A 23,638-nucleotide genomic window follows, 5' to 3' on the forward strand; every position below is an offset into this window, starting at 1 on the left:
TTAGCGCCCGTTTGGGGGGCTCCCCCGGATGGTGAGAGAATTGAGGTAGCCATTGGAGCGTGATGAGACAGCCGTGACACCTGAACACCAGCCCGGACAGCCGATGCCCGAGAAGCGTGACGCCGCATCCGGTCATCCGGAGGTACACAGCATCACGGACGCAGCTGCAGCGCATTCCGAAGACATGCGGGAGCGCATGATCAAGTACGCCGTGGCAATGGGAATCCGCATGGTCTGCCTGATTCTGATCTTCGTGGTGGATGGCTGGCTCAAGCTCGTTGCAGTGGCCGGGGCCGTTTTCCTGCCGTGGATTGCCGTGGTGATCGCCAACGGCTCGGACAAAGCCGAGATCCACAGCGACTCGCTCCTCGACTACACTCCGTACGCTGAACTCGAGGCAGCTGATGGCCCGCGGGCTGGGGAAGCGGAGGACTCCGGGTATCCCGGAGACCAGCCAACGGTGCTGCAGGGCGAACTGATCAGCGATGAAGACGACGACGACCGGGGACAGAAAGCTTCATGAACCTTTTCAACCTGGGCGGCGGAACCGGCGAGACTGCGGGGCCGGCGTCCGCGGCTATGTGCTCACGCAAGGCCTGCCGGGCAGATGCGTCGTGGCAGCTGCTCTGGAACAACCCGAAGATCCACACGCCGGAGCGCCGCAAGGTGTGGCTCGCGTGCGGTGAGCACAAGGAATGGCTGGAGGATTACCTCCAGACGCGGGGACTGTGGAAGGAAACCGTCCCGCTAGAGGCCACACCAGCGATTGGCGGGAACGGCTGAATGTACCGCTTCCTGTTCTCGAGCAAATGGCTCGGGTACCTCCTGCTGGCCGCAATCTTTGCCACCGGTTGTGTCTTCCTGGGCCGCTGGCAGATGGACCGGCGCGCCGAAACGCTCGCTGAGATCCAGCGCGTCACCTCCAATTATTCGGCCACGCCAATCAGCTTTGCCGACGCCAGGGACGACTTCCGGCAGCTCGATCCGGACCGTGAATGGACTCAGGTGGAACTCCGGGGCAGCTACAACGTCACAGGACAGCGGATTGTGCGTAACCGTCCGCTCAACGGCCAGCCCGGCTACGAAGTGGTGGTGCCCTTCAGGCTCGTCTCAGGCGAAACCGTGGTGATTGACCGGGGCTGGCTGCCCATCGGGAACAACAACCCGGGGCGCCCGGATTCCATTCCGGCCCCGCCTACCGGACAGATCACCGCGGTTGTACGGCTGAAGCACGGCGAACCAGCCCTGCAGCGCGGCGCTCCCGACGGCCAGCTCGCCTCCATCGACCTGCCGGCCTACTCCGCGCAGCTGGGATACCCGCTCCTGACGGGAGCCTACGGGCAGCTCGCCTCAGAAACGCCGCCCGCTGCGGATATGCCGCAGGCGTTCCCCATGCCGTCGGTTGAAGAGGGGACGCACCTGTCCTACTCGCTCCAGTGGTTCGCCTTCGGCATCCTGATGTTTGTCGGCTTCGGCTACGCCGCCCGCCAGCAGGCACGGAACGCGGCCATCGACGCCGAGGACGCCGAAGCAGCCGCCGCCGGCGGTGCGCACTCCGGCGCCGGTGCGGGAGCCCGCCGTCGTCCGCCGGCAGCGCGGAAGCGCAAGCACCCCACGGCGGAAGAAGAGGAAGACGCGATCCTGGATGCCCAGGGCTACTGACGGCAGGAGTACGGACATCATTCCCGATCCCGTGGCCAATGTACGGCGCGCCCTGACCGACGCCGGAGCCGAGGACACCGTCACCGTACTGACGGATAAGGTCCCGACGGCGGCTGCCGCGGCAGCCGCGCTCGGCTGCGACGTCGCGGCCATCACCAACAGCCTGGTGTTCGAACTCGACGGCGCTCCCCTGCTGATCCTTGCCAGCGGCGCGGCGAAGGTGGACGTTCGATTGGTCGCCACGCAGCTGGGCGGCGGCAAAATCCAACGCGCCGCCCCGGACTTCGTCCTCCACCACGGGACAGGAAGTAGGAGGCGTAGCCCCGGTGGGCCATCCGGCGAAGATCCGCACCCTCCTCGACACCTCACTGGAAGAGCACGGAACCCTGTGGGCCGGCGCAGGCGACCACCATTCCATGTTCTCGATCAGCTACGAAGAGCTGCAGAGGATCACCGGCGCCCGCACGTTACGGGTCCGTTAGCGTACGCTGGCGACCCGGCCGGAACTGCCACAGTTCTGCAATTCCTGGGGACCGTGTCCGGCGCTCATATACTTGGGGGATGCCGACGGATGTGCTGGCCACAAAGCTGCATGTTCCCGTGCCGCGCCCCCGGAATGTTGCACGGCCTCGGCTACTCGAGCGCCTGAACCGGGAGCTGGGTTCGGGCCGCAAGCTGACACTTGCCTGTGCCCCCGCTGGCTTCGGCAAGACCACCATCCTCAGCGAATGGATTGCTCGCAGCAAGCGAAATTTTCCCGACATGCGAGTGGCCTGGCTGTCGCTGGACGAAGGCGACAACGATCCATCCCGGTTCCTGACGTACCTGGTCTCCGCACTGCAGGGTATCGAGACGGACATCGGTACAGAGGCGATGACGCTTTTGCACGGTGCCCAGGTGGCGCCGGTCGAACTGGTACTGACGGCCCTCCTTAACGACGTGCCTCGGGCGGGCGGGGAGATCATCCTCGTGCTCGATGACTACCATGTGATTGAAGCACGGCCGATTCATGAGGCCATCAGTTTCCTGCTCAACCATCTGCCGTCGCAGCTGCATCTGGCTATCGCCAGCCGTTCCGATCCCCCTCTCCCATTGGCCCGCCTCCGCAGCCGTGGCGAGTTGACCGAGCTTCGCGTCGCCGACCTCCGCTTCACGCCTGACGAAGCGGCGGACTTCCTCAACCAGGCGATGGACCTCGGTCTTTCCACCGATGACATCGCCGCCCTTGAAACCCGCACCGAAGGTTGGATTGCCGGCCTCCAACTGGCCGCGCTCTCGATGCGGGAGCACGATGACGTATCCGGATTCATACGCGCTTTCACTGGCAGCCACCGGTTCATCATCGATTACTTGGTGGAAGAGGTATTGCACCGCCAGACCGATGATGTCCGCAGCTTCCTGCTGAACACCTGCGTTCTCGACCGGCTGACCGGTCCGCTGTGCGAGGCCCTCACCGGGGAGGGCGGCGGCACCGAAATGCTGGAGACCTTGGAGCGCGAGAACCTGTTCGTGGTTCCACTGGATGACCAGAGGCAGTGGTATCGCTATCACCACCTCTTCGCCGATGTGCTCCGGGCTCGCATGTTGACGGAACTCCCCGGCCGTGAGCTTGCGCTGCATCGCCTCGCCAGCGAGTGGTTCGAGCGGCACGACCTGGCCGAGGATGCGGTACGGCATGCGCTGGCCGCCGAAGACTTCGGACGGGCGGCGAGCCTGATGGAAGCCGCTTTGCCGGCGATGCGGCGCGACAGACAGGATGTGATGCTGCTCGGCTGGCTGAGGGCGCTCCCGGACGAAGTCCTCCGCCGCAGTCCTGTCCTCAGCGTCTTCTGCGCCTGGAGGATGCTCGTCGCCGGCGACCTCGAAGGGGTCGAACCTTGGCTGCGGGAGGCAGAACAGGGGCTGGGTGCCGCGGCGGGCACCATGGACTTATCGGAGCGTCCGGTAGCCGATAAATCGGTCCATGGAGAAGAGTTTCGGACGTTGCCGTCGACCATCGCCATGTATCGGGCTGCACTCGCGCAGGCGCTGGGCGATGTGGCTGGCACAACCCAACACGCCCGGCGGGCACTCGAGCTGACTCAGCCAGGCGATCATCTCGCGCGTGCCGCCGCCGGCGGATTCCTGGGGCTGGCATCGTGGGCGGCCGGCGACGTCGAGACAGCCCTGCGAACTTTTTCCGGCGCCGTGACAAGCCTGCACGCGGCCGGCGACGTGGCCGACGAGCTGAGCAGCACGATTGTGTTGGCCGACATGTGGATAGCCCGAGGCCGGCCGCAGGAAGCGCGACGGCTCTACGAGCGGGCACTGCAAATGGCGACGGCACAAGGTGAACCGGTTCCCCGGGCGACGGCCGATCTGCACGTGGGGATCAGCGAGCTTCACCGCGAGTTCGACGAACTGGGAACCGCCCTGCATCACCTGTTGACCAGTACTGCGCTGGGTGAGCATGCAGCGCTGACGGAAAACCGGCACCGGTGGTTCGTGGCGATGGCACGAGTCAGGGAAGCAGAGGGAGACCCCGACGGCGCCATCGAACTGCTGGACGAAGCCGGGCGCCTACACCTTCGGGGTTTCGTCCCGGAGGTGCGCCCGATCGCGGCAGTGAAGGCACGAATACGGATCGCGCAAGGCAGACTTCCCGAGGCCCTGGATTGGGCACGCGAACACGGACTGTCGGCCACAGACGACCTCCGTTACCTTCGCGAATTCGAGCACGTCACCCTGGCACGCCTACTCATCGCCCAGTACCGGATTCACTGGGCGGAGAACACAATCCGGGACGCCGTGGCGCTGCTGGACCGACTTCTCGAAGCTGCAGAAGGATCCGGACGAAATGGAAGCGCGAACGAGATCCTCGTCCTGCAGGCCCTCGCCCAGGAAGCGCAAGGACACCGCCCGCAGGCGCTGGCGTCCTTGGAACGGGCCCTGCTTCAGACCGCACCAGAGGGGTATGTCCGGCTGTTTCTCGATGAAGGCGCACCCATGGCTGCGCTATTGCGCGGAGCTGAGCTACATGGAATCGCTGCGGATCATGGCGGTCGGCTGCTCCGGGCATTCGGAACCGCTCCAGGCGAAGCCCTCATCACGCCCCGGGACGCGGCTCCGTCCTTGGAGGCCCTCAGTCGGCGCGAACTGCAAGTGCTCAGGCTGCTAGACACCGAGCTGACCGGGCCGGAGATCGCCCGCGAACTGTTCGTTTCGGTCAACACCTTGCGCACCCACACGAAGCACATCTTCGCAAAGCTCGAAGTTAACAGCCGCGTAACTGCCGTCCGTAGCGCCAAAGAGCGCGGCCTGATCTAACGGACCGACGGCAGGCCGATCACCACATCAATCACCACAGGTGGTGATGCCCGGTCACCGCACGCGCCGGTAGCTTCGAATTGTCCCCGGCACCAATCCAGGGTCATGACGCTTGCTACAGCACTCGTTGTGTCGCGCAGTCCCCAACAGTCAAGAGCCTCCGATGTCTTCAAGAATTCAGTTATCCCTACCTGCCGTACTTATTAGGATCTTTGCCTTCGCGGGATTTCTCTCCGCAGCCATACTGGTGGTGAACGCGGCCAAGCGGGCAGGAGTCATCCCCACATCGCCTGTCACCCAGCTGGCTGCACCGCTTGCCCAACTCGCCGCCATCGGGCTGGTGATCGGTATCTATTTGGTGATTTCCCGCAAGGCCGGGGCGCTGGGAACCGCAGGTGCCATGCTCTCCGTAACGTCGCTGGCCGGCCTCGTCGGAGTCGAGTTTGTTCTCAACCTTGTCTTCCCTTACGTCGATCGAGGTGTCATCACCGTTCTGCGTGCCGGCCCGCTTGGTATCGCCCTGACAGCGGTATCGGTGCTGTTCCTGCTCGGCACGGTGGTCTTCATGTTGGCGCTGTGGCGCATCTCAGGCGCGCCTAAGGGTGCGGTCGTCCTCTACGCGGCGAGTGTCATTCCCATCGCCTTGCGTACGGTTTTTCCGGAAGCTGTGCTGCAGCTGGGCCTGGTTGGTCTGGCCGTGGCTATCACTTGGCTCGCCCTCTGGATGCTCCGGAACGTCCCCCAGAAGGCCGCCGACGGCACAGCGGCCGCCGTTCAAAGGCCAAGGCGTTCCCCCACACCTCGGTCGGCTTCTAGGTATCCCCAGTACCCACCTTTGGGCGGGACTTCAAAACAAAAGGAGAGCGAAAATGAACATTACATACTCCAAACTGACCCGGGCGGCCGGTTTGTCAGCCGTGCTGTCAGGGCTGCTATTCATCCTGATTCAGCCCATCCACCCGCTGGAGGATGCTGCCACCGTCACCAGCCCAGCCTGGGCGATCGTCGCCTACATGACCATGGCCATGTCGATCCTTGGCCTGGTGGGCCTGTCCGGTATCTACCTCCGGCAAGTGAAAGAAACCGGTTTGGTCGGACTTATCGGGTATCTCATGTTCGCTTTCGAGTACGTGCTGGTGGCGGCCTGGACCTTCGCTGAAGCCCTAATCCTGCCCCCGTTGGCGGCCGAAGCGCCGCAGTTCGTGGACAGCTTCCTCAGTATCTTCAACGGCTCCGGAGCCGGGATCAGCCTGGGAACGCTCGGTGCCATGGGCTTGGTGTCCTTCGTGTTCTATCTGGGCGGCGGCGTATTGTCAGGCATCGCCATCTTCCGGGCCGGCGTCCTGTCACGGCGGGGCGCTCTCCTGCTGGCCCTCGGCGCAGGGGCGACCCCGCTGGTTGCCCTCCTCCCGCACGCCCTCGGCCGGTATGCCGCCGTACCGGTCGGGCTGGCTCTAATCTGGCTGGGATACTCGCTCTGGTCTGAACAGCGAAAGAGTTCCAGGGAACCCACGACGGCTGTGCAGAACACACACCTCAACCGGACCCCGGTTGTCTGAATTCACGAGGGAGACCCGTCGTTGGGAAGCAGCCGATGAACGAGATGCCCGGGGTGCATCACGAGCCTGGGCGATACGAGCTCCGCATCACGGGACACCTCGACGATTGCTGGGCCGAACGGTTCGAGGGCTTGGCACTCAGCCGCGAGAGCGACGGAACGACAACGTTGTGCGGCCCGGTCATCGATCAGTCGGCGCTGCACGGTCTGCTCGCCAGGGTGCGTGACCTCGGTGTGACGCTGATTTCGGTGCGTGCGATCGACAATCCGGAGCCTTGATCGCTGCAGACCCAGAAGGCGGGCAAAGGCAACCTGGAGAAGCCCTTGTTTCCTCGTGCACTCACCAGAACCTCGAGATCTCGAGCCCGGCTTAAGCCAGCGTAATCAGGTCCAGGTAGTCTTCGTTCCAGTGGTCTTCGACGCCGTCGGGCAGCAGGACAACGCGCTCGGGATTCAATGCCTCGACGGCGCCTTCGTCGTGGCTCACCAGGACAACGGCACCGGCATAATTCCGCAGTGCCCCGAGGATTTCGGCGCGGCTGGCGGGGTCCAGGTTGTTGGTGGGCTCGTCGAGGAGGAGCACGTTGGCGCTGGAGGCCACGATGGTGGCCAGCGCCAGGCGGGTCTTTTCGCCGCCGGACAGAACGCCCGCCGGCTTGTCGACGTCGTCGCCGGAGAACAGGAACGAACCGAGGATGCCGCGGACCTCGGCGTCCTTCATGTCGGGAGCGGAGGAACGCATGTTCTCCAGGACGGTGCGGCTGACGTCGAGCGTTTCGTGTTCCTGGGCGTAGTAGCCCACCTTCAGGCCGTGGCCGGGGATGACTTCGCCGGTGTCGGGCTTGTCCACGCCGGCGAGCATGCGCAGCAGGGTGGTCTTGCCGGCACCGTTGAGGCCCAGGATGACCACCTTGGAGCCACGGTCGATGGCCAGGTCCACGTCAGTGAAGATTTCGAGTGAGCCGTAGGACTTGCTGAGCCCATCCGCGGTGAGCGGGGTCTTGCCGCAGGGCGACGGGTCGGGGAAGCGCAGGGCCGCCACGCGGTCGTTTTCGCGCACTGCCTCCAGCCCGCTGAGCAGCCGTTCGGCGCGCTTGGCCATGTTCTGCGCGGCAACCGCCTTGGTGGCCTTGGCGCGCATCTTGTTGGCCTGGTCGAACAGGACCTGGGCCTTCTTTTCGGCGTTGGCGCGTTCCCGCTTGCGGGCGCGTTCGTCTGTTTCGCGCTGCGTCAGGTAGCGCTTCCAGTCCATGTTGTAGAAGTCGATCTGGGCGCGGTTGGCGTCCAGCAGGAACACCTTGTTGACCGTGGCTTCGAGCAGCTCGGTGTCGTGGCTGATCACGATCAGCCCGCCCTGGTGGTTCTTGAGGAAGTCACGCAGCCAGGCGATGGAATCGGCGTCGAGGTGGTTGGTGGGCTCATCGAGGAGCATGGTCTCGGCGTCCGAGTACAGGATGCGGGCGAGCTCCACACGGCGCCGCTGGCCGCCGGACAGGGTCTTGAGCGGCTGGTTCAGCAGGCGGTCCGGCAGGGCGAGGTTCGAGCAGATGGCTGCGGCCTCGGCTTCGGCAGCATAGCCGCCGGCGGCGAGGAACTCGGATTCGAGCCGGTCGTAGCGGTTCATCGCCTTGCGCTGGACAGCGGCGTCCTCGCTGGCCATCTCTTCGTGGGCCACACGGAGCTTGCCGACGGCGACGTCCAGGCCGCGGACGGAGAGGATCCGGTCCCGCGCGAGCTGTTCCATGTCCGGGGTGCGGGGGTCCTGGGGCAGGTACCCGATCTCGCCGGTGCGGGTCACCTTGCCGGCGGCGGGAAGGCCCTCGCCCGCAAGAACGCGGGTCAGCGTCGTCTTTCCTGCACCGTTGCGGCCCACGAGGCCGATCTTGTCTCCCTTGTCGACCCGGAAGCTCACCTGGTCCATGAGCAGCCGGGCGCCGGCGCGCAGTTCAAGATCCTGGACGGTAATCAAAGCAGGTAAGGCCTTTCACAACAGGGAACGCCGCGGCACAGCGGATGGAAACTGGCAGGTACCGGGACGGTGCGGCCGAGAGAACGGCCCCTACAAGTCTACCGGCCGCAGCAAGGCATCAAAACCGGACGCCGCGGGACGCACCGGCCGCCATTTGTACCGGAATCATCGCCGCCATTTGTGCCGTGCGCTCAGCCCCGGCGTTACCCTCTTGTAGAACAACTACAAAATGGACGCATTCCCCGGCCAGTAACGTCACTATCAGCCGATAATTGTTTGTACCTCTCCGACAGGACCCTCCATGACCCAGACCCATTCAGCCAGCACCGGCCACCAGGCCCGACGCAGCCGCTGGAACGCCACCGACCTCGGACTCATCGCCGTCTTCGCCGCCTTGGTGGCCGGCTCGGCGCTCGTAGCGGCCGTCCCCGTGGGCGGCCTGGGCGTCCCCATCACCCTGCAGACCCTCGCCGTGATCCTGACCGGACTGGCGCTCGGCCCGGGCCGGGCCTTCGCCGCCGTCGGTCTTTACACGCTCCTCGGCCTCGCCGGCCTCCCCATCTTCAGCGGCGGGCGCAGCGGGCTGGGCATCCTGGCCGGCCCGTCGGCCGGCTACATCGTTGCGTTCCCCCTGGCTGCAGCAGCGGTCGGCTGGCTCGCCGCCGTCGTCATCCGCCGGACCCTGAAGTACCGGGGCGTGTTCCTGTTCGCGGCCGCCATGGTCACCAGCATCGTGGTCATCCACGGGCTCGGTGTGCTCGGCATGATGGTCAACGCCAAGCTTGAACCGTCCAAGGCCTTCCTCGCGGACCTCGCCTACTACCCCGGCGACATCATCAAGAACGTCCTGGCCGTCACCGTCGCCCTCGCCCTGCACAAGGCGTTCCCCGACCTGCTGGTCCGACGTGTCCGGCCGCTGGCCGCACCGGTCCCGGCAACCTCCGGCCAGCAAGCCACACCGCAGCAGTGAGCACCGTTTCCCTCAGTGACGTTGAGGTCCGGGTGGCCGTCGACGGCCACCCGGACCCCAAAGTCCTGCTCCAAAACGTGACACTCAGCCTGACGGAGCAGCGGATCGGCGTGATCGGCGCCAACGGTTCCGGCAAGTCCACGCTCCTGCGCCTGCTCAACGGCCTCGTGGCGCCGACTGGCGGGACGGTCACTGTCAACGGTTCCGATACCGTCCGGAATGTTCGGGCCGTACGGCAGCAGGTGGGCTTTGTCTTCACCGATCCCCTGTCCCAGCTGGTCATGCCCACAGGCCGCGAGGACGTTGAACTGTCACTGCGGCGCTCCGTACGGAACGGGTCGGAACGCCGCCGCCAGGCCGACGCCGCACTGGGCCGCTTCGGCCTGCTCCACCTCGCGGACCAGAGCATCTACGAACTCTCCGGCGGGGAACGGCAGCTCCTTGCGCTGGCCGCCGTGCTGGCAGTGGAACCCGACGTGCTGGTCCTTGACGAGCCGTCCACCCTTCTGGACCTCCGGAACCGCGAACTGCTGCGCCGCACGCTGGCGGGCCTCCGCCAGCAGATCGTCATGTCGACCCACGACCTTGAGCTGGCCCTCGACTTGGACCGCGTCCTGGTGGTCGAGTCCGGCCGGATCGCGTACGACGGCGGTGCTGCCGCCGCCGTCGCGCATTACCGCGCCTTGTGCGCGGACAGTCTTGAGGTTCCTCGCGGCCGTAACGTGGCCAGCAGTGTTGACCCGTCCGGCGAGGAAGCCCGGTGAAAGGCAACGGCGTCCTGCTCGCCAACTACGTACCGGGGACGTCGGTAATCCACCGTATGCCGCTCTGGCTCAAGTTCTTGGCGGTGCTGGCCTGCGGCATGGCATCATTCCTGATCGTGGACTGGCGCCTGGCCGCCGCAGCCCTTGCCCTGATGTGCACGCTGTTCCTCCTCAGCGGTGCGGGGCCGGCCCGCCTCTTCCGCGCCGTCCGGCCGCTGCTTCCCGTCCTGCTGGCCATCGGGCTGTTCCAGTGGTGGCAGCTCGGGGCGCCCACGGCAGCACGCATCGTCCTGAACATCCTGCTCTGCGTGGTGGCGGCGTCGCTGCTGACGGCAACCACGCCGCTGCACCGGCTGCTCGACGGCGTGGTGTCCCTGGCCCGCCCGTTCCAGCGCTTCGGCGCCGACCCTGAGCGGTTCGCCCTCACCATCGCCATCATGCTGCGCAGCATCCCGTTCATCGCCGGGGCCTTCGAGGACGTCCGGGATTCGGCGAGGGCCCGGGGCCTGGAACGCAACCCGCGCGCGCTGGTCCTGCCGGTCTTCATCACCACCGTGGCGTACGCCCGCCACACCGGCGATGCGCTGGCCGCCCGCGGCCTGGGTGAGCCGGACGACTGACAGCAGCTTCGGAAGGCTTGCTAAGCGCGCGGTGTGGTACTTTCGCGGTCAGGAGCAGGACTTCAGGACGTTGGCGATGGCGTCATGTTCGGCTTGGGTGACCCACAACTTGTACTTGGCCTTCACGGCTGTCTGGCGGGCGACGTACTCGCACCGGAACGGCTTGTTCGGGGGCAGCCAGGTGGCTGCGTCCTTGTCCGACTTGGCTGAGTTCGTGGGGCCGTCTGCGGCCATCAGGTTCAGGGGGTCGTTGGCCAGCAGCCTGCGCTGCTCGGCGCCGATCTTCTGGGCGCCTTTCTGCCAGGCGTCGCTGAGGGGAACGATGTGATCAATCTGGACGGCTGAACTGGTCAGGTTGCCCCGAACGAACTTGATGGTCGTCCCCGTGTACTTGTCGGACAGCGTGCCCGCAGCCACCACGCAGTTCCGCGTCCCGGGTTTGAACGTCTCGCCGGTCAGGTCGCGGGCAAGAATATCGTTCCGGGTATCGCAGCCGTTGCGGTCAACGTCAGCCCACGCCGGGCCGAACTGATCGCGGCTGTACCCGGTCTTGGGGGCCCGGCCCTTGACCGGTATGGTGCCGAGTTGGGCAACCGCCACGGCTGCTGCTTCCGGCTTCAGCGCCCCCGGGGCGGCGGATGCGGCCGGGCTGCATCCGGCGAGACCTCCGGCAAGGAGCAAAGCGGTGAGAATGGCGAGCGTTTTGGCGGCAGGGGTTTTCGTGGCAGGGCGTGAGATCGACTTGTCCTTCATGTGTACGGCGGCAACGACCAGACTAAACGCCGGCTCCCGCGTGCGGCGGCAGCACGCGCCGCCAAAGGAAAGAATGACCTTCCGGCTACAGCCGGACGTACCGGAACAGGGCGGCCGTGCCCATGCCGCCGGCGATGCTGATCATGGCCAGGGCGAGCTTGGTCCGGTCCGGAGTCTGCCGGGCCTGCGCCAGCAGCCTCGTCACCAAGACGGCGCCGGAAGCCCCGTACGCATGCCCCAGCGCCAGGGCGCCGCCGTCGGCGTTTGCCCGCTCCGGCTCGATGCCGAGCCGGTCCAGGCAGGCGAGCGTCTGCGAGGCAAATGCCTCGTTGAATTCAACGAGTTCCACAGCGTCCGCCGCCACGGCCTGCGACGCCAGCAGGCGCTCTGCGGCCGACGCCGCCCCGATGCCAAGGAGCCGGGGCTCCACGCCTGCCGTGTCCGTCCCCAGGACGAGGAGCGCGTCCGGAACGCCGAGTTCCCGGGCGCGGGCCAGAGAGGTTAGGACGACGGCGGCGGCGCCGTCTGCGTCGAAGCAGGAGTTCCCGGCGGTGACCGTTCCGGATTCCGCGAATGCTGGCGGGAACCTGCCCATCACGCGAAGCCGGGGCCGGGGGCCGTCGTCCGCCGACACCGTCCCGGATTCAGAAGGCAGCGGCACAATTTCCCGGCCGAAGGCGCCGTCCGCGGCGGCGGCAACAGCCCGGCGGTGGCTCCGCAGGGCGAATTCGTCCTGCCGGGAGCGGCTGATGCCGAACTCGGCCGCCACGTTCTCGGCGGCAACCCCCATGTCCGGGTCGCCCAGGCCGTGCGGCGCAAACTGGGCCCGGCTGAAAAAGGCGGGGTCGCCGTCGTCGTTCCGGTGCGCGCGCAGCGGTGCGGTGCTGATGCTTTCCACTCCCCCGGCCAGATACACGCCGCCGCCGCCCGCGGCGACGAGCCGGGATGCGAGGACGATGGCGTCCAGCCCGGAGCCGCACTGCCTGTCCACGGTGAGTCCCGGGACTGCTACGGGAAGCCCGGCCTCGAGGGCCGCCAGCCGCGCCACGTTTCCGCCGCCGCCCACCGCATTGCCGATCACGACGTCGGTCACTTCTGAAGGCGCGGCGCCGGTTTGGGCCAGGAGTGCGTTGATCACGGGCGCCAGGAGCTCGTGCGCGCGGAGGCGCTTGAGCTGGCCGTTGGCCCGGCAGATGGGCGTGCGCAGGGCGGCGATGATGACCGGCTGCCGCTCGGGAGGAAGGGCCGCCGGCACCTGCGCGTGCACCTCAGACAAGGCGCCGTGCCCGTGAGTCCCGGGCGGTGATCCAGTCCAGCATGATGCGGCGGCTGACCTTTCCGCGGTCCGTCAGCGGGAGCTCGGCGAGGGCGAAATACTGCAACGGCCGCTTGTCCTTGGCCAGAATTTCCTCCAGCCCGGTCTTGAGCTGGGTGGCCGTGACACCGCCGTGCGAGGGGACGATCCCTGCCACGACGCGCTGGCCCCGGACGTCGTCGGCCATGCCGGCCGCCACTGCGGAGGCGACGCCGGGAACGCACGCGAGGGCCAGCTCGACCTCGTGCGGATAGACGTTCTTGCCCGCGGTGATGATCATGTCCGCGCGGCGGCCCAGGATGTGGAGCTCGCCGTCCTCCAGGTAGCCCTGGTCGCCCACGGTGAACCACCCGTCGAAGCAGCGCAGTGCCTGGCCGTCGTCACCCCACAGGTAACCGTTACTGACCATGCCGCTGCGAACGCTGATGTTCCCGGCAGTGCCGTCCGGGAGCATGGCGCCGGTGTCGTCCAGAATTCGCACATCCACGCCAGGGAAAGGCCGTCCGATGCCCGTGCCGCCGGCGTCGAGCGGTTCCCCTGCGGCGAGGCCGGTACCGGAGACGAAGCTCAGCTCGGAGGCGCCGTAGTACTCGAAGATGGTGGCGTTCGGGGCCCAGCGCCGCGCCGCCTCAAGCGTGCGGGCGTCCAGCTTCGAGCCCGCACAGATGATGGTCCGCACGCCCGAGGCGTCGACGCATCCGGTCAGGCCGCGTTCGCTGAGCAACCGCAGCATCGTCGGGACCAGCACCAGCCGCGTGATGCCGTCGTGGGCGATGGCGGCGTGGACGTCCCCGACGTCGAAGGATTCGAGGGTGTGGAATTCCGAGCCCGCGTACAGGCACTCGGCGAGGGCGTACAGGTTCAGGCTCGCGGCGAGCGGTCCCGGCGCCAGCGTTTTGTCCGCCTGGCTCAGGCCGAAGAACTCCATGGAGGCTTCGAAGGACTCCTGCCAGGACCGCCGCGAACGGGTGAAAGCCTTTGGCACGGAGGTGGTGCCGGACGTCAGCCCGATCAGGAACGACGACGCCGGGTCCCCGTCCGCCAGCGGCGCCCCGGCACCGCCGGGGACTGCGAGAGCGGCAGCACCGAGCCGCCCGACGATTTCCTCCTGCATCGGCCCGGGCCACGTCGGATCGAGCACTGCGCACTGCCGCTCCCCGGCAACGGCCGCGGCGAAGTCAATGGCAAACTGCGTGGAATTGTGCCGCGCGAGCACGGCCACTTCGGCTGTGTTGTCCGCCGCGGCGGCCTCCGCGGCATCGCGGAGGGCAGCCCAGCTGAGCCGCTGTCCTGCCACGACGACGGCGGTGTCGTCGGGGCGGTCATCAGCCCAGCGCTGGAGTCTGTTGAGAAAAGGCATCGGACCAACTTTACCGGCAGGAACGGGCCCGTCGCCGTGGGCGAAGACTATTGTGACAGCATGAGCTTCAATGACGGGGTCGAGATTGACCCATCCCAAGTGGAAGACCGGCGCGGCGGCGGAATGGGCCGCGGCACGAAGATCGGCGGCGGCATCGGCGGGGGCATCGTCCTCCTGCTGGCCGCGCTGTTCGGCATCAATCCGCAGCTGCTCGAGGGACTGGTCGGCACGGGACAGGAGCAGCCCGGTGCCAGCCAGACGACCACAGCGGAGGCGTGCAAGACCGGCGCCGACGCCGACCAGCGTCTCGACTGCCGCATCAAGGCCACCGTGAACAGCCTCAACGCGTTCTGGCCCGCCTACCTGGCCGACTACAAGGTCAAGTACCCCCGGCCCAGGACCGTGCTCTTCGAAGGCGGCACCCGCACCGGCTGCGGCGCCGCGACGTCGGAGGTCGGCCCGTTCTACTGCCCCGCGGACACCACGGCCTACTTCGATCCCGGCTTCTTCCAGGACCTCGTGGACCGCTTCGGAGCCTCCGGCGGTCCGCTGGCGCAGGAGTACGTCGTTGCGCACGAGTTCGGGCACCACGTCCAGAACGTCCTTGGCGACCTGGACAGGGCGCAGCAGGATCCGCAGGGACCCGAGTCCGGAGCCGTGCGGGTGGAACTGCAGGCCGACTGCTATGCCGGGCTCTGGACCCGCTACGCTACCACACAGAAGGATCCCAACTCCGGCCTGCCCTTCCTGGAGCCGCTGACGCAAAAGGACCTTAACGACGCCCTCTCGGCCGCGTCCGCCGTGGGCGATGACCGCATCCAGAAGGCCGCCACCGGACGTGTCTCACCCGAGGGGTGGACGCACGGATCGAGCGCCCAGCGGCAAAGGTGGTTCTACCAGGGCTACCGGACCGGCGACATCAACCAGTGCGACACCTTCAGCGCCGCGACCCTTTAATTCAATCGATTGCTCCGTAAGTGCCGTTCTGAGGCTCGAGAAGGGCACCTGGGCCCACGCCGGCAGGGTTCCCTGGCCGAACTTGTGAGGCTAGGGGGCCGGTGGGGAGCAATCGATGAGAGTACGACGACGGCCGGCCACCTTCGCTGGAAGGCGGCCGGCCGTCGTCGTACTTTAAGCAGTTTCTTTAGATGTTGAACCCGAGGGCGCGCATCTGGTCCTTGCCGTCATCGGTGATCCGTTCCGGGCCCCATGGCGGCATCCACACCCAGTTCAGGCGCCACTCGTCCACGACGCCGTCCAGCGCCTTGCCGACCTGCTCCTCGAGCACGTCGGTGAGCGGGCAGGCCGCCGTGGTGAGCGTCATGTCGATGAGCAGGGCGCCGTCGTCCTCCGAGTACTTCAGGCCGTACAGCAGCCCGAGGTCCACGATGTTGACCCCGAGCTCGGGGTCGATGACGTCCTTGAGTGCCTCTTCGACATCCTCCAGCCCGGTGCGGGCTGCGTCGATTTCTGTCATGGCGTGTCCTTACTAGGCCTGTGCTGCGGCGGCAGCAGCAGCGATCGTGGCTGCTCCGGCGCCTGTGGCGTAGCGGTCGTAGCCTTCTTCTTCAAGGCGGTCAGCGAGTTCCGGGCCGCCCTCTTCGACAATCTGGCCGTCAACGAAGACGTGGACGAACTCAGGCTTAATGTAGCGCAGGATGCGCGTGTAGTGCGTGATGAGCATGGTGCCCATGTTGCCCTCGGCGTGGGCGCGGTTGACGCCTTCGGAGACGATCTTCAGGGCGTCGACGTCCAGGCCGGAGTCGGTCTCGTCGAGCACGGCGAACTTGGGCTTGAAGAGCTCGAGCTGGAGGATCTCCACACGCTTCTTTTCGCCGCCGGAGAAGCCTTCGTTGACGTTGCGCTGCGCGAAGTCCGCATCGATGCGCAGCTGCTGCATGGCAGCCTTGACGTCCTTGGTCCACGTGCGGAGCGCAGGCGCCTGGCCGTCGATGGCGGTCTTGGCCGTCCGCAGGAAGTTGGTCATGGTGACGCCGGGAACTTCAACCGGGTACTGCATGGCCAAGAAGAGGCCGGCGCGTGCACGCTCGTCAACGCTCATCGCCAGGACGTCTTCGCCGTCCAGGGTGATGGTGCCGCCGGTGACCTTGTAGCGCGGGTGGCCGGCGATGGTGGACGCAAGAGTGGACTTGCCCGAACCGTTGGGGCCCATGATGGCGTGGGTCTCACCGGTCCGGACGGTCAGGCTGACGCCCTTCAGGATCTCCTTGGTGCCCTGCTCGGTGTCGATGCTGACGTGCAGGTCCTTGATCTCAAGAGTAGACATGTGTCTTGTTCTCCTCTGCACCGTGCCGTTGGGGCGGCGGTGCGGTCTTTTGGTCTGGAAGTTATTAAGTTCTGGTACAGGCCGGGCTAGCTGAAGTTAGGGGCTTCGGCGCCATTCAGGACGTTGGTGAAGTCCACGTAGACCTCGTCTCCGACGATCTCCACCGCGAACACGGGCACGGGATCGTAGGCCGGCAGCTGGAGGGGTTCGCCGGTGCGCAGGTCGAACTGCGAACCGTGGCCCCAGCATTCGATGGCACAGCCCTCGACCTCGCCCTCCGAGAGGGAGATGTCCGCGTGCGAGCAGGTGTCGCCGATAGCGTGGATCTCTCCCATGGAGTCCTTGACGATCGCGACCGGGAAGTCATCGATCAGGATCCGCAGGGCCTGCTTGGGCTGGATCTCGTTCACCTTGCAGACGAGCTCGCCCTTTGGCTGTTCAGTCATCCGTTGTCCTGTACTTTCCGGGTCTGCTTAGTTTTCGGTCGCGGCGAGTTCACGCTCAACAGCCTCGGTCAGGCGCTCTTCGAGCGCCGGGACCTTGATCTGCTGGATGATCTCGTTGAGGAAGCCGCGCACGACGAGCCGCCGCGCCACCTCTTCCGGAATGCCGCGTGCCATGAGGTAGAACAGGTGTTCGTCGTCAAAACGCCCGGTGGAGCTCGCGTGTCCGGCACCCTCGATGAGACCGGTTTCGATCTCGAGGTTCGGAACCGAGTCGGCCCGGCAGCCGTCCGTCAGGACAAGGTTCTGGTTCTTCTCGTAAGAGTCGGTGCCCAGGGCCTGCTTCTGGATCAGGACGTCGCCCACCCACACGGTGTGTGCGTTCTTGCCCTGCAGGGCGCCCTTGTACAGCACGTTGGACTTGCAGTTGGCCACGTTGTGGTCAACGAAGGACCGGTGCTCCAGGTGCTGCCCGGCGTCGGCGAAGTAGAGGCCCAGCAGCTCGGCCTCGGCACCTTCACCCGCGAAGCGGACGTTGGAGTTCAGGCGCACGATGGATCCGCCGAGGGACACGGCGATGTGCTTGTACACAGCGTCCTTGCCCACCTGCGCGTCGTGCTGTGCCAGGTGCTTCGCGTCGTCTTCCCAGAGCTGCACCGAGATGACGGTGAGCTTCGCGCCCTCGCCGACGATGACTTCGAGGTTGCCGTTGTGGTCGGCCGCACCGGTGTGCTCCAGGATCACGACGCTGCGCGAGTTGGCCCCGGCCTCCAGCACGTAGTGTGCGTTGGAGCGGCGGCCGGCACCCGCGCCGTGGACCAGGATCCGCAGCGGCTCAGCCGGTTCGGCTTCCGCCGGGATGACCACGTGCAGCGCCTCGTCGGTGTTGGCGGAGGCGACGACGGCGGCACGGTCGGCCGGGGTCAGCACGGTTCCGCGCGGGGCGGCTCCGTGAGCCAGCGGCGTGCGGACATAGCCTTCCGGCGCATCCACGGTGAACGCGGCGGCCGGATCCGGATCAAGATCCGTCGCTGTGTCAGAGAGCAGGTTGGCCAGGCCGCGGACCGGGCTGAAGCGCCATTCTTCCTCGCGGCCCGTGGGCAGCGCGAAGTCGGCGACGTCGAAGCTCGTGAGCCGCTCGGCGCGCGAGGACATCACGGTCACGCCGTGGTTGTGGCTGTGGTCCACCTTGGCGGAGACCAGGCCCTCGCCTTCCTCGGTGAAGCCTGCGATGGAAGGCGCTCCGATGCGGGCCTTTTCAGTAGTAATTTCGGCAGTCATTAACCGACGGATCCTTCCATCTGGAGTTCAATGAGGCGGTTCAGCTCGAGGGCGTATTCCATCGGCAGCTCACGGGCGATCGGCTCGATGAAGCCGCGCACGATCATGGCCATGGCTTCGTCTTCGCGCATGCCGCGGGACATGAGGTAGAAGAGCTGCTCTTCGGAAACGCGCGAGACAGTTGCCTCGTGACCCAGCTGGACGTCATCCTCGCGGATGTCGATGTACGGGTAAGTGTCCGAGCGGCTGATGGTGTCCACGAGCAGGGCGTCGCAGCGCACGGTGTTGGCCGAATGCTTGGCGCCTTCGCGGATCTGGACCAGGCCGCGGTAGGCTGCGCGTCCGCCGCCGCGGGCCACGGACTTGGAGATGATGGAGCTCTTGGTGTTCGGCGCGATGTGGACCATCTTCGAGCCTGTGTCCTGGTGCTGGCCTTCGCCGGCGAACGCGATGGACAGGGTCTCGCCCTTGGCGTGCTCGCCCGTGAGGTAGACGGCCGGGTACTTCATGGTGACCTTGGAGCCGATGTTGCCATCGATCCACTCCATGGTGGCGCCTTCTTCGCAGATCGCGCGCTTGGTCACCAGGTTGTACACGTTGTTGGACCAGTTCTGGATGGTGGTGTACCGGACGCGGGCGCCCTTCTTGACCACGATTTCCACGACGGCGGAGTGCAGCGAATCCGAGGTGTAGATCGGGGCGGTGCAGCCCTCGATGTAATGGACGTAGGAGTCCTCGTCCGCGATGATCAGCGTGCGCTCGAACTGGCCCATGTTTTCCGTGTTGATGCGGAAGTAGGCCTGCAGCGGAATGTCCACGTGGACGCCCTTGGGCACGTACACGAAGGATCCGCCGGACCACACGGCCGTGTTCAGTGACGCAAACTTGTTGTCGCCCACGGGAATGATGGTGCCGAAGTACTCCTGGAAGATCTCCGGGTGCTCGCGCAGCGCCGTGTCGGTGTCCAGGAAGATGACGCCCTGGGCTTCGAGGTCTTCGCGGATCTGGTGGTACACAACTTCGGATTCGTACTGGGCTGCCACGCCGGAAACAAGGCGGCTGCGCTCGGCTTCCGGGATACCCAGCTTCTCGTAGGTGTTCCGGATGTCCTCGGGGAGGTCTTCCCAGGTAGCGGCCTGCTTCTCCGTGGAGCGCACGAAGTACTTGATGTTGTCGAAGTCGATGCCGGAAAGGTCCGCGCCCCAGGTGGGCATGGGCTTGCGGCCGAAGTACTTCAGGCCCTTCAGGCGGAGGTCGAGCATCCATTCCGGCTCGCTCTTCTTGGCCGAGATGTCGCGGACGACGTCCTCGTTGAGGCCACGGCGTGCGTTGGCGCCGACATCGTTCTTGTCGGCCCAGCCGTACTCGTAGGTACCGATTCCGTGGAGCTCGGGATTCTTTTCGAGAATCTCCGAAATCACAGCAGTCTCGGCAACCGTCTTCTCTGATAGTTGGTCCGTCATCACGGCCTTTCTTGCAGATGGTTGGATACTTCGTCCAGGTTGTCCGTAACGGCTCGGGTGGTTTCCGCCACCGTCGCGGCCGGACGGCCTGTTGGTATGTGGGTGGTGCAGACGTGGCCCCCGCGCGCCAAAGTGGAGAGACGCCTCACGTCGACGCCGACCAGCCGGGAAAAGGTCTCGGTTTCAGCATCGCAGAAAACCGGGAACTGCGCTGCGAGCTGCTGGATGGGGCAGTGCCCCTGGCACAGCTGGACGCTGGAAAGCGCTGTCGGCAGCGGTGCCTTGGCTTCGATGGACGCGGTGGAGGCTACATAGCCGTCCCGGGACAGGGCGGCGGAAAGCGCCTGCGCCCGGGCAGTGATGTCGGTTCCGGCCGCATCGACTTCGGGGGCGTAGCGGCGTTCCATCTCGGCAAAACGCTCGACGGCGAACTTCCGCACCGCTTCGGCGCCCGCCATTTCCTCGAGCTGCTTGAGCGCGGTGCTGGCGATATTCAGGTAGTCGTCACCGAGCGTCGATTGGCCCTGCGAACTCAGGACATAGCGGCGGGCCGGACGGCCCGCGCCGGCGCCTGCACGGGCGACGCGCTTGACTTCGATGACGCCGGCACGGGACAAATGGTCCAGGTGGCGGCGGACGGCGGCCGGCGTGAAGCCGAGCAGGTCGCCCAGTTCCGCGGCGCTGACGGGCCCGTGTTCGAGCACCGCGCTGAGGACGCGGTCGCGCGTGCGCTCGTCCGCGTCGGCTGCCTGCGGCACGGCCGCCAGGGCAGCGCCTTTTCCACCGCGCAGCGCACCAACCGGCGCGCCGTGCCCGGCCAGAGGCAGGGAAGTGGGATTAGTCATGGAATACACAACACAATCATGTCGTAATTTACTCCACCCATCCAGTAAGGCTTGGCTGACCTGCGGCGCCGGGCTGGCACATCGGAGGCAGTACTACTTCGCGTAGAATGCTGGGGTGCGATCCCCCGAATCCCCCGTACTGTCCATCAACGGGCTAATTAAGGACGTTGGTCCGCTGCCCACCCTCGATGGCAGGATGCTGAGGGTGGTGAGCGACGTCTCACTCGTCGCCGGACGCGGCGAGGTGACCGCCCTGCTCGGAGCCAACGGTGCCGGCAAAACCACCACCATCGAATGCGCGCAGGGCCTTCAGAAGCGCTCAGGCGGCAGCATTTCCCTGCTGGGCGAGGATCCCGGCAACGCCGGTGCGGAACTGCGCTCCCGCGTAGGCGTCATGCTCCAGGACGGCGGCCTCCCGCCGTCGGCCCGTCCCCTTCCCCTTCTCCGCCACATCGCCGGCATGTACCGCAATCCGCGACCGCTCGACGAACTGGTGCAGCGGCTCGGCATCGATGCGTTCAGCCGGACCACTGTCCGCCGGCTGTCCGGAGGCCAGAAGCAGCGGCTGGCTCTCGCCGCCGCGCTCATCGGCAATCCCGAGGTGCTCTTCCTCGACGAACCGAGCGCAGGCCTTGATCCGCAGTCGCGCCAGCTCGTGTTCGGGCTGATTTCCGAGCTGCGGAACAGCGGAATGGGAATCATCCTGACCACCCATCTCATGGACGATGCCCAGCGCCTGGCCGATTACGTGTACATCATCGACGCCGGCAGGAACGTCGCCGAGGGCACCGTCGCCCAGCTCCTCCAGCACACCCCGGACATGACCCGCAAGGACCACATCCGGACGCTGCACTTCGAGGCGCTGCCCGGGCTGGACTTCACGGGTGTTCTTCCCGCCGAGGTGGAGATCAGGGAGACGCGGGCCGGCAGCTACTCGGCCACGGGCGTGCTCACCCCGGAGGATCTTGCCGCGCTGACGGCCTGGTGGGCAGCCCATGGCGTGATGCCGGGGTCCATGAGCATGGAGGCCCGGAGCCTCGAAGACGTATTCCTCGACATTTCCGGAAGGGAAGCCCGATGACGACAGTGACCGGCAGCGCTCCCGCTCCCCTGCTCCGCCGGATCCTGCTGCAGGGTCAGTACGAGGCCATGACGATGCTCCGGAACGGCGAACAGCTGATCCTCGCGATCGTCCTGCCGCTCCTGGCCATGGTCGGGCTCACCGTGACGCCGCTGCTGGACGGGCTGGGCGACAGCCGGATCAACGTGGCCGTGCCCGGCATCCTCGCGCTGTGCGCCATGTCCACGGCGTTCACCGGCCAGGGAATCTCGACCGGATTCGACCGCCGTTATGGCGTGCTGCGCTTCCTCTCCACGACGCCGCTGGGACGCACCGGACTCATCGCCGGAAAGATCATCGCCGTCCTCGCCGTGCTGTTCCTGCAGGTCCTGATAGTCTCCGGCATTGCCCTCACGCTCGGATGGCGGCCCGATCCGGCCGGCTGGCTGCCGGGAACGGGCCTGCTGATACTCGGCGCTGCGGCGTTCACGGCCCTCGGCCTGCTGGTGGCCGGTACGGTCCGGCCGGAGGCCACGCTGGCCATCACCAACCTGCTGTGGATCCTCCTTGGCGCCCTGGGCGGCATCGTCATCCCCGCGCCGCGGCTGCCCGGCCCGGCGCAGGATGCCGTGCATTTCCTGCCCTCCGGGGCCCTGGGGCAGGGGCTTCGCGATGCCTTCCTGCACGGTGCCGTCGACGGTGCCGCAGTCCTTATCCTGCTGTTGTGGCTGGTTGTCGCCGGCGCCGCAGCCATCCGTTGGTTCAAGTGGAATTGAGAAATACCGTGAGCACGGCTTCGCGCCTCCCCCAGATCGTCGGCCGCCTGGCGTCAAAGCTTCCGGTCACCGTTGATGCAACAGTCCGCCGCCTCGCCTTGCTGTCCCTGATCGGGCAGACGCTGCTGGTGGTCACGGGCGGCGCCGTCAGGCTGACCGCGTCAGGGCTGGGCTGCCCCACCTGGCCCCGCTGCACGAACGAATCCCTGGTCAACACACCCGAAATGGGAATCCACGGCTTCATCGAGTTCGGCAACCGGCTCCTGACCTTCGCCCTCGCCGCCGTCGCGGCAATGATGCTGGTCTACCTGTGGAACCTGCGCAAGGAACGCAAGGATCTCTTCCTGCTTGCCCTGGGGCTGCTGGCGAGCATTCCCGCGCAGGCCATCATCGGCGGGGTGACGGTGCTGACGCGGCTGAACCCGTGGGTGGTGGGCCTTCACTTCCTGGTGTCCATGGCCCTGGTGGTCTTCGCCACGCTGCTGGTCAACCGCGCGTACGGCAGGACCGGCCGGTTCCTCACCCGCCCGCTGACGTCCCTGCCGGGAGTCCTGCGGCCGGTGATGACCGCCGTCGCTGTTTTCTCCGCGGTGGCGGTCATGCTGGGCGTCGTGGTGACCGGCGCAGGCCCGCACGCGGGCGACGCCAAGGCACCCCGCAACAACCTCGACTGGGACCTCTTCTCCCACATCCACGCCGTGCCTGCCTACCTGATCACCGCCGGAACCCTGTTTGCCGCCTACCTGGTGTTCCGCCGCGGCATCTCCGGCCCGTTCCGCACGGCCGTGCTGCTGCTCCTCGGCGTCACGCTGCTGCAGGCCGTCATCGGTTTCACCCAGTACTACAACGGCATCCCGGCGCTCCTCGTGGGCGCCCACATGCTGGGCGCGGCGCTGCTGATGAGCGCTGCAACCAACGCCTGGGACATCGCCCGCTACAGCCCCGTCAAGTAGCGGGCGCGTCAAGTAGCACGCATCAGCCGCGCGCCCCGCCGCAAAGTAGCTCAGCTCAGAAGTAGCTGGGCACAGAAGGTAGCTCGGCACAAGAGAAGCACTCCGGTCCGCGTTGACCGGGGTGCTTTTCTGTTCTCTACCGACGCTCTCTCACTTCCTGCGCACTTTCGGCCGATGCCCTCACTTCCTGCACGCGATCTGCCGACGCTCTCTCACTCCCTGTCGCCCAAACACAAACGCTCTCTCACTTCCG

23 protein-coding genes and 1 pseudogene are annotated in these 23,638 nt (G+C 66.4%); 14 read left to right on the plus strand and 10 right to left on the minus strand.

Annotated features, from left to right (window positions below; translation table 11 throughout):
• Nucleotides 1-73: 73 nt before the first annotated feature.
• The 7 genes and pseudogenes from J7I89_RS02520 (at nucleotide 74) to J7I89_RS02550 (ending at nucleotide 6,805) form a co-directional block, all read left to right on the plus strand.
• Nucleotides 74-523: a DUF3099 domain-containing protein gene (locus J7I89_RS02520; RefSeq protein ID WP_374101988.1), complete on the plus strand. Its 450-nt coding sequence runs from the start codon at nucleotides 74-76 to the stop codon at nucleotides 521-523.
• Entirely contained in the window at nucleotides 520-783 is a 264-nt protein-coding gene (locus tag J7I89_RS02525; RefSeq protein WP_214966994.1) for a hypothetical protein, read from the plus strand. The genes J7I89_RS02520 and J7I89_RS02525 overlap by 4 nt, the downstream gene beginning before the upstream one ends.
• Nucleotides 784-1,662 (plus strand): SURF1 family protein, encoded by an 879-nt coding sequence (locus tag J7I89_RS02530; RefSeq protein WP_214966996.1) that lies wholly within the window; start codon nucleotides 784-786, stop codon nucleotides 1,660-1,662.
• Nucleotides 1,646-2,144: pseudogene (locus J7I89_RS02535) on the plus strand (YbaK/EbsC family protein). The gene J7I89_RS02530 and the pseudogene J7I89_RS02535 overlap by 17 nt, the downstream one beginning before the upstream one ends.
• Nucleotides 2,145-2,223: 79 nt before the next feature.
• The gene (locus J7I89_RS02540) at nucleotides 2,224-4,968 is read left to right on the plus strand and encodes a LuxR C-terminal-related transcriptional regulator (protein ID WP_214966998.1); all 2,745 of its coding nucleotides are present in this window, start codon (nucleotides 2,224-2,226) and stop codon (nucleotides 4,966-4,968) included.
• An 869-nt stretch (nucleotides 4,969-5,837) separates the two neighbouring features.
• Entirely contained in the window at nucleotides 5,838-6,527 is a 690-nt protein-coding gene (locus tag J7I89_RS02545) for a hypothetical protein (RefSeq protein WP_214967000.1), read from the plus strand.
• A 35-nt stretch (nucleotides 6,528-6,562) separates the two neighbouring features.
• A complete protein-coding gene (locus J7I89_RS02550) occupies nucleotides 6,563-6,805 on the plus strand; it encodes a hypothetical protein (protein ID WP_214967002.1) in 243 nt (80 codons plus the stop codon).
• Between the two features lie 91 nt (nucleotides 6,806-6,896).
• Here the strand turns inward: J7I89_RS02550 and J7I89_RS02555 are convergent, their stop codons facing one another.
• Complete coding sequence (locus tag J7I89_RS02555) at nucleotides 6,897-8,495, minus strand: ABC-F family ATP-binding cassette domain-containing protein (protein ID WP_214967005.1); 1,599 nt, start codon at nucleotides 8,493-8,495, stop codon at nucleotides 6,897-6,899.
• Nucleotides 8,496-8,796: 301 nt separating this feature from the next.
• On the opposite strand from J7I89_RS02555, the gene J7I89_RS02560 reads away from it, so the two are divergent.
• The 3 genes from J7I89_RS02560 to J7I89_RS02570 are packed head-to-tail and all read left to right on the plus strand — an operon-like array spanning nucleotide 8,797 to nucleotide 10,849.
• Nucleotides 8,797-9,465 carry a biotin transporter BioY gene (locus tag J7I89_RS02560; protein ID WP_214967007.1) on the plus strand — a complete coding sequence of 223 codons (669 nt, stop codon included), beginning with the start codon at nucleotides 8,797-8,799 and terminating at the stop codon, nucleotides 9,463-9,465.
• Nucleotides 9,462-10,229 (plus strand): energy-coupling factor ABC transporter ATP-binding protein, encoded by a 768-nt coding sequence (locus J7I89_RS02565; protein ID WP_214967009.1) that lies wholly within the window; start codon nucleotides 9,462-9,464, stop codon nucleotides 10,227-10,229. The genes J7I89_RS02560 and J7I89_RS02565 overlap by 4 nt, the downstream gene beginning before the upstream one ends.
• The gene (locus J7I89_RS02570; RefSeq protein ID WP_214967011.1) at nucleotides 10,226-10,849 is read left to right on the plus strand and encodes an energy-coupling factor transporter transmembrane protein EcfT; all 624 of its coding nucleotides are present in this window, start codon (nucleotides 10,226-10,228) and stop codon (nucleotides 10,847-10,849) included. Before J7I89_RS02565 ends, J7I89_RS02570 begins: the two co-directional genes overlap by 4 nt.
• A gap of 48 nt (nucleotides 10,850-10,897) precedes the next feature.
• Here the strand turns inward: J7I89_RS02570 and J7I89_RS02575 are convergent, their stop codons facing one another.
• The 3 genes from J7I89_RS02575 to J7I89_RS02585 all read right to left on the minus strand — a co-directional run bounded on the left by J7I89_RS02575 (nucleotide 10,898) and on the right by J7I89_RS02585 (nucleotide 14,277).
• Nucleotides 10,898-11,602 (minus strand): HNH endonuclease family protein, encoded by a 705-nt coding sequence (locus J7I89_RS02575; RefSeq protein WP_214967013.1) that lies wholly within the window; start codon nucleotides 11,600-11,602, stop codon nucleotides 10,898-10,900.
• 85 nt (nucleotides 11,603-11,687) lie between these two features.
• On the minus strand, nucleotides 11,688-12,878 hold the full coding sequence (locus J7I89_RS02580) for a thiolase family protein (protein ID WP_251044828.1): 1,191 nt from the start codon (nucleotides 12,876-12,878) through the stop codon (nucleotides 11,688-11,690).
• Nucleotides 12,871-14,277, minus strand: a complete 1,407-nt coding sequence (locus tag J7I89_RS02585; protein ID WP_214967015.1) for a class I adenylate-forming enzyme family protein — start codon at nucleotides 14,275-14,277, stop codon at nucleotides 12,871-12,873. The genes J7I89_RS02580 and J7I89_RS02585 overlap by 8 nt, the downstream gene beginning before the upstream one ends.
• A 60-nt stretch (nucleotides 14,278-14,337) precedes the next feature.
• Between J7I89_RS02585 and J7I89_RS02590 the strand changes: the two genes are divergently transcribed.
• On the plus strand, nucleotides 14,338-15,234 hold the full coding sequence (locus J7I89_RS02590) for a neutral zinc metallopeptidase (RefSeq protein ID WP_214967016.1): 897 nt from the start codon (nucleotides 14,338-14,340) through the stop codon (nucleotides 15,232-15,234).
• 187 nt (nucleotides 15,235-15,421) lie between these two features.
• Here J7I89_RS02590 and J7I89_RS02595 read toward each other — a convergent pair whose 3' ends face one another.
• The 6 genes from J7I89_RS02595 to J7I89_RS02620 all read right to left on the minus strand — a co-directional run bounded on the left by J7I89_RS02595 (nucleotide 15,422) and on the right by J7I89_RS02620 (nucleotide 20,596).
• Nucleotides 15,422-15,754, minus strand: a complete 333-nt coding sequence (locus J7I89_RS02595) for a metal-sulfur cluster assembly factor (RefSeq protein WP_003798940.1) — start codon at nucleotides 15,752-15,754, stop codon at nucleotides 15,422-15,424.
• A gap of 12 nt (nucleotides 15,755-15,766) precedes the next feature.
• Nucleotides 15,767-16,564, minus strand: coding sequence for a Fe-S cluster assembly ATPase SufC (gene sufC, locus J7I89_RS02600; RefSeq protein WP_214967019.1), 798 nt, complete (start codon nucleotides 16,562-16,564; stop codon nucleotides 15,767-15,769).
• An 86-nt stretch (nucleotides 16,565-16,650) separates the two neighbouring features.
• Nucleotides 16,651-17,010 (minus strand): non-heme iron oxygenase ferredoxin subunit, encoded by a 360-nt coding sequence (locus tag J7I89_RS02605; RefSeq protein ID WP_214967021.1) that lies wholly within the window; start codon nucleotides 17,008-17,010, stop codon nucleotides 16,651-16,653.
• A gap of 27 nt (nucleotides 17,011-17,037) precedes the next feature.
• Complete coding sequence (gene sufD, locus J7I89_RS02610) at nucleotides 17,038-18,288, minus strand: Fe-S cluster assembly protein SufD (RefSeq protein ID WP_214967023.1); 1,251 nt, start codon at nucleotides 18,286-18,288, stop codon at nucleotides 17,038-17,040.
• Nucleotides 18,288-19,751: a Fe-S cluster assembly protein SufB gene (sufB, locus tag J7I89_RS02615; protein ID WP_104138627.1), complete on the minus strand. Its 1,464-nt coding sequence runs from the start codon at nucleotides 19,749-19,751 to the stop codon at nucleotides 18,288-18,290. The genes sufD and sufB overlap by 1 nt, the downstream gene beginning before the upstream one ends.
• On the minus strand, nucleotides 19,751-20,596 hold the full coding sequence (locus J7I89_RS02620) for a helix-turn-helix domain-containing protein (protein ID WP_214967025.1): 846 nt from the start codon (nucleotides 20,594-20,596) through the stop codon (nucleotides 19,751-19,753). Before J7I89_RS02620 ends, sufB begins: the two co-directional genes overlap by 1 nt.
• 115 nt (nucleotides 20,597-20,711) lie before the next feature.
• On the opposite strand from J7I89_RS02620, the gene J7I89_RS02625 reads away from it, so the two are divergent.
• Genes J7I89_RS02625 through J7I89_RS02635 form a run of 3 tightly spaced genes read left to right on the plus strand, consistent with a single transcriptional unit; the run spans nucleotide 20,712 to nucleotide 23,385 of the window.
• Nucleotides 20,712-21,677 carry an ABC transporter ATP-binding protein gene (locus J7I89_RS02625; protein ID WP_214967027.1) on the plus strand — a complete coding sequence of 322 codons (966 nt, stop codon included), beginning with the start codon at nucleotides 20,712-20,714 and terminating at the stop codon, nucleotides 21,675-21,677.
• Nucleotides 21,674-22,432, plus strand: coding sequence for an ABC transporter permease (locus J7I89_RS02630; protein WP_214967029.1), 759 nt, complete (start codon nucleotides 21,674-21,676; stop codon nucleotides 22,430-22,432). The genes J7I89_RS02625 and J7I89_RS02630 overlap by 4 nt, the downstream gene beginning before the upstream one ends.
• Nucleotides 22,433-22,440: 8 nt before the next feature.
• Entirely contained in the window at nucleotides 22,441-23,385 is a 945-nt protein-coding gene (locus J7I89_RS02635) for a heme A synthase (protein ID WP_214967032.1), read from the plus strand.
• Nucleotides 23,386-23,638 lie beyond the last annotated feature (253 nt).

It is taken from the genome of Arthrobacter sp. ISL-5 (assembly GCF_018613835.1).
Classification (GTDB): Bacteria; Actinomycetota; Actinomycetes; order Actinomycetales; family Micrococcaceae; genus Arthrobacter.

Coding starts and splice junctions, on each gene's coding strand:
- J7I89_RS02605 (WP_214967021.1), bottom strand. CDS start 17,010: ATGACTGAACAGCCAAAGGGCGAGCTCGTCTGCAAGGTGAACGAGATC.
- J7I89_RS02560 (WP_214967007.1), top strand. CDS start 8,797: ATGACCCAGACCCATTCAGCCAGCACCGGCCACCAGGCCCGACGCAGC.
- sufD (WP_214967023.1), bottom strand. CDS start 18,288: ATGACTGCCGAAATTACTACTGAAAAGGCCCGCATCGGAGCGCCTTCC.
- sufB (WP_104138627.1), bottom strand. CDS start 19,751: ATGACGGACCAACTATCAGAGAAGACGGTTGCCGAGACTGCTGTGATT.
- J7I89_RS02585 (WP_214967015.1), bottom strand. CDS start 14,277: ATGCCTTTTCTCAACAGACTCCAGCGCTGGGCTGATGACCGCCCCGAC.
- J7I89_RS02575 (WP_214967013.1), bottom strand. CDS start 11,602: ATGAAGGACAAGTCGATCTCACGCCCTGCCACGAAAACCCCTGCCGCC.
- J7I89_RS02595 (WP_003798940.1), bottom strand. CDS start 15,754: ATGACAGAAATCGACGCAGCCCGCACCGGGCTGGAGGATGTCGAAGAG.
- J7I89_RS02550 (WP_214967002.1), top strand. CDS start 6,563: ATGAACGAGATGCCCGGGGTGCATCACGAGCCTGGGCGATACGAGCTC.
- J7I89_RS02620 (WP_214967025.1), bottom strand. CDS start 20,596: ATGACTAATCCCACTTCCCTGCCTCTGGCCGGGCACGGCGCGCCGGTT.
- J7I89_RS02540 (WP_214966998.1), top strand. CDS start 2,224: ATGCCGACGGATGTGCTGGCCACAAAGCTGCATGTTCCCGTGCCGCGC.
- J7I89_RS02630 (WP_214967029.1), top strand. CDS start 21,674: ATGACGACAGTGACCGGCAGCGCTCCCGCTCCCCTGCTCCGCCGGATC.
- J7I89_RS02590 (WP_214967016.1), top strand. CDS start 14,338: ATGAGCTTCAATGACGGGGTCGAGATTGACCCATCCCAAGTGGAAGAC.
- J7I89_RS02545 (WP_214967000.1), top strand. CDS start 5,838: ATGAACATTACATACTCCAAACTGACCCGGGCGGCCGGTTTGTCAGCC.
- J7I89_RS02525 (WP_214966994.1), top strand. CDS start 520: ATGAACCTTTTCAACCTGGGCGGCGGAACCGGCGAGACTGCGGGGCCG.
- sufC (WP_214967019.1), bottom strand. CDS start 16,564: ATGTCTACTCTTGAGATCAAGGACCTGCACGTCAGCATCGACACCGAG.
- J7I89_RS02530 (WP_214966996.1), top strand. CDS start 784: ATGTACCGCTTCCTGTTCTCGAGCAAATGGCTCGGGTACCTCCTGCTG.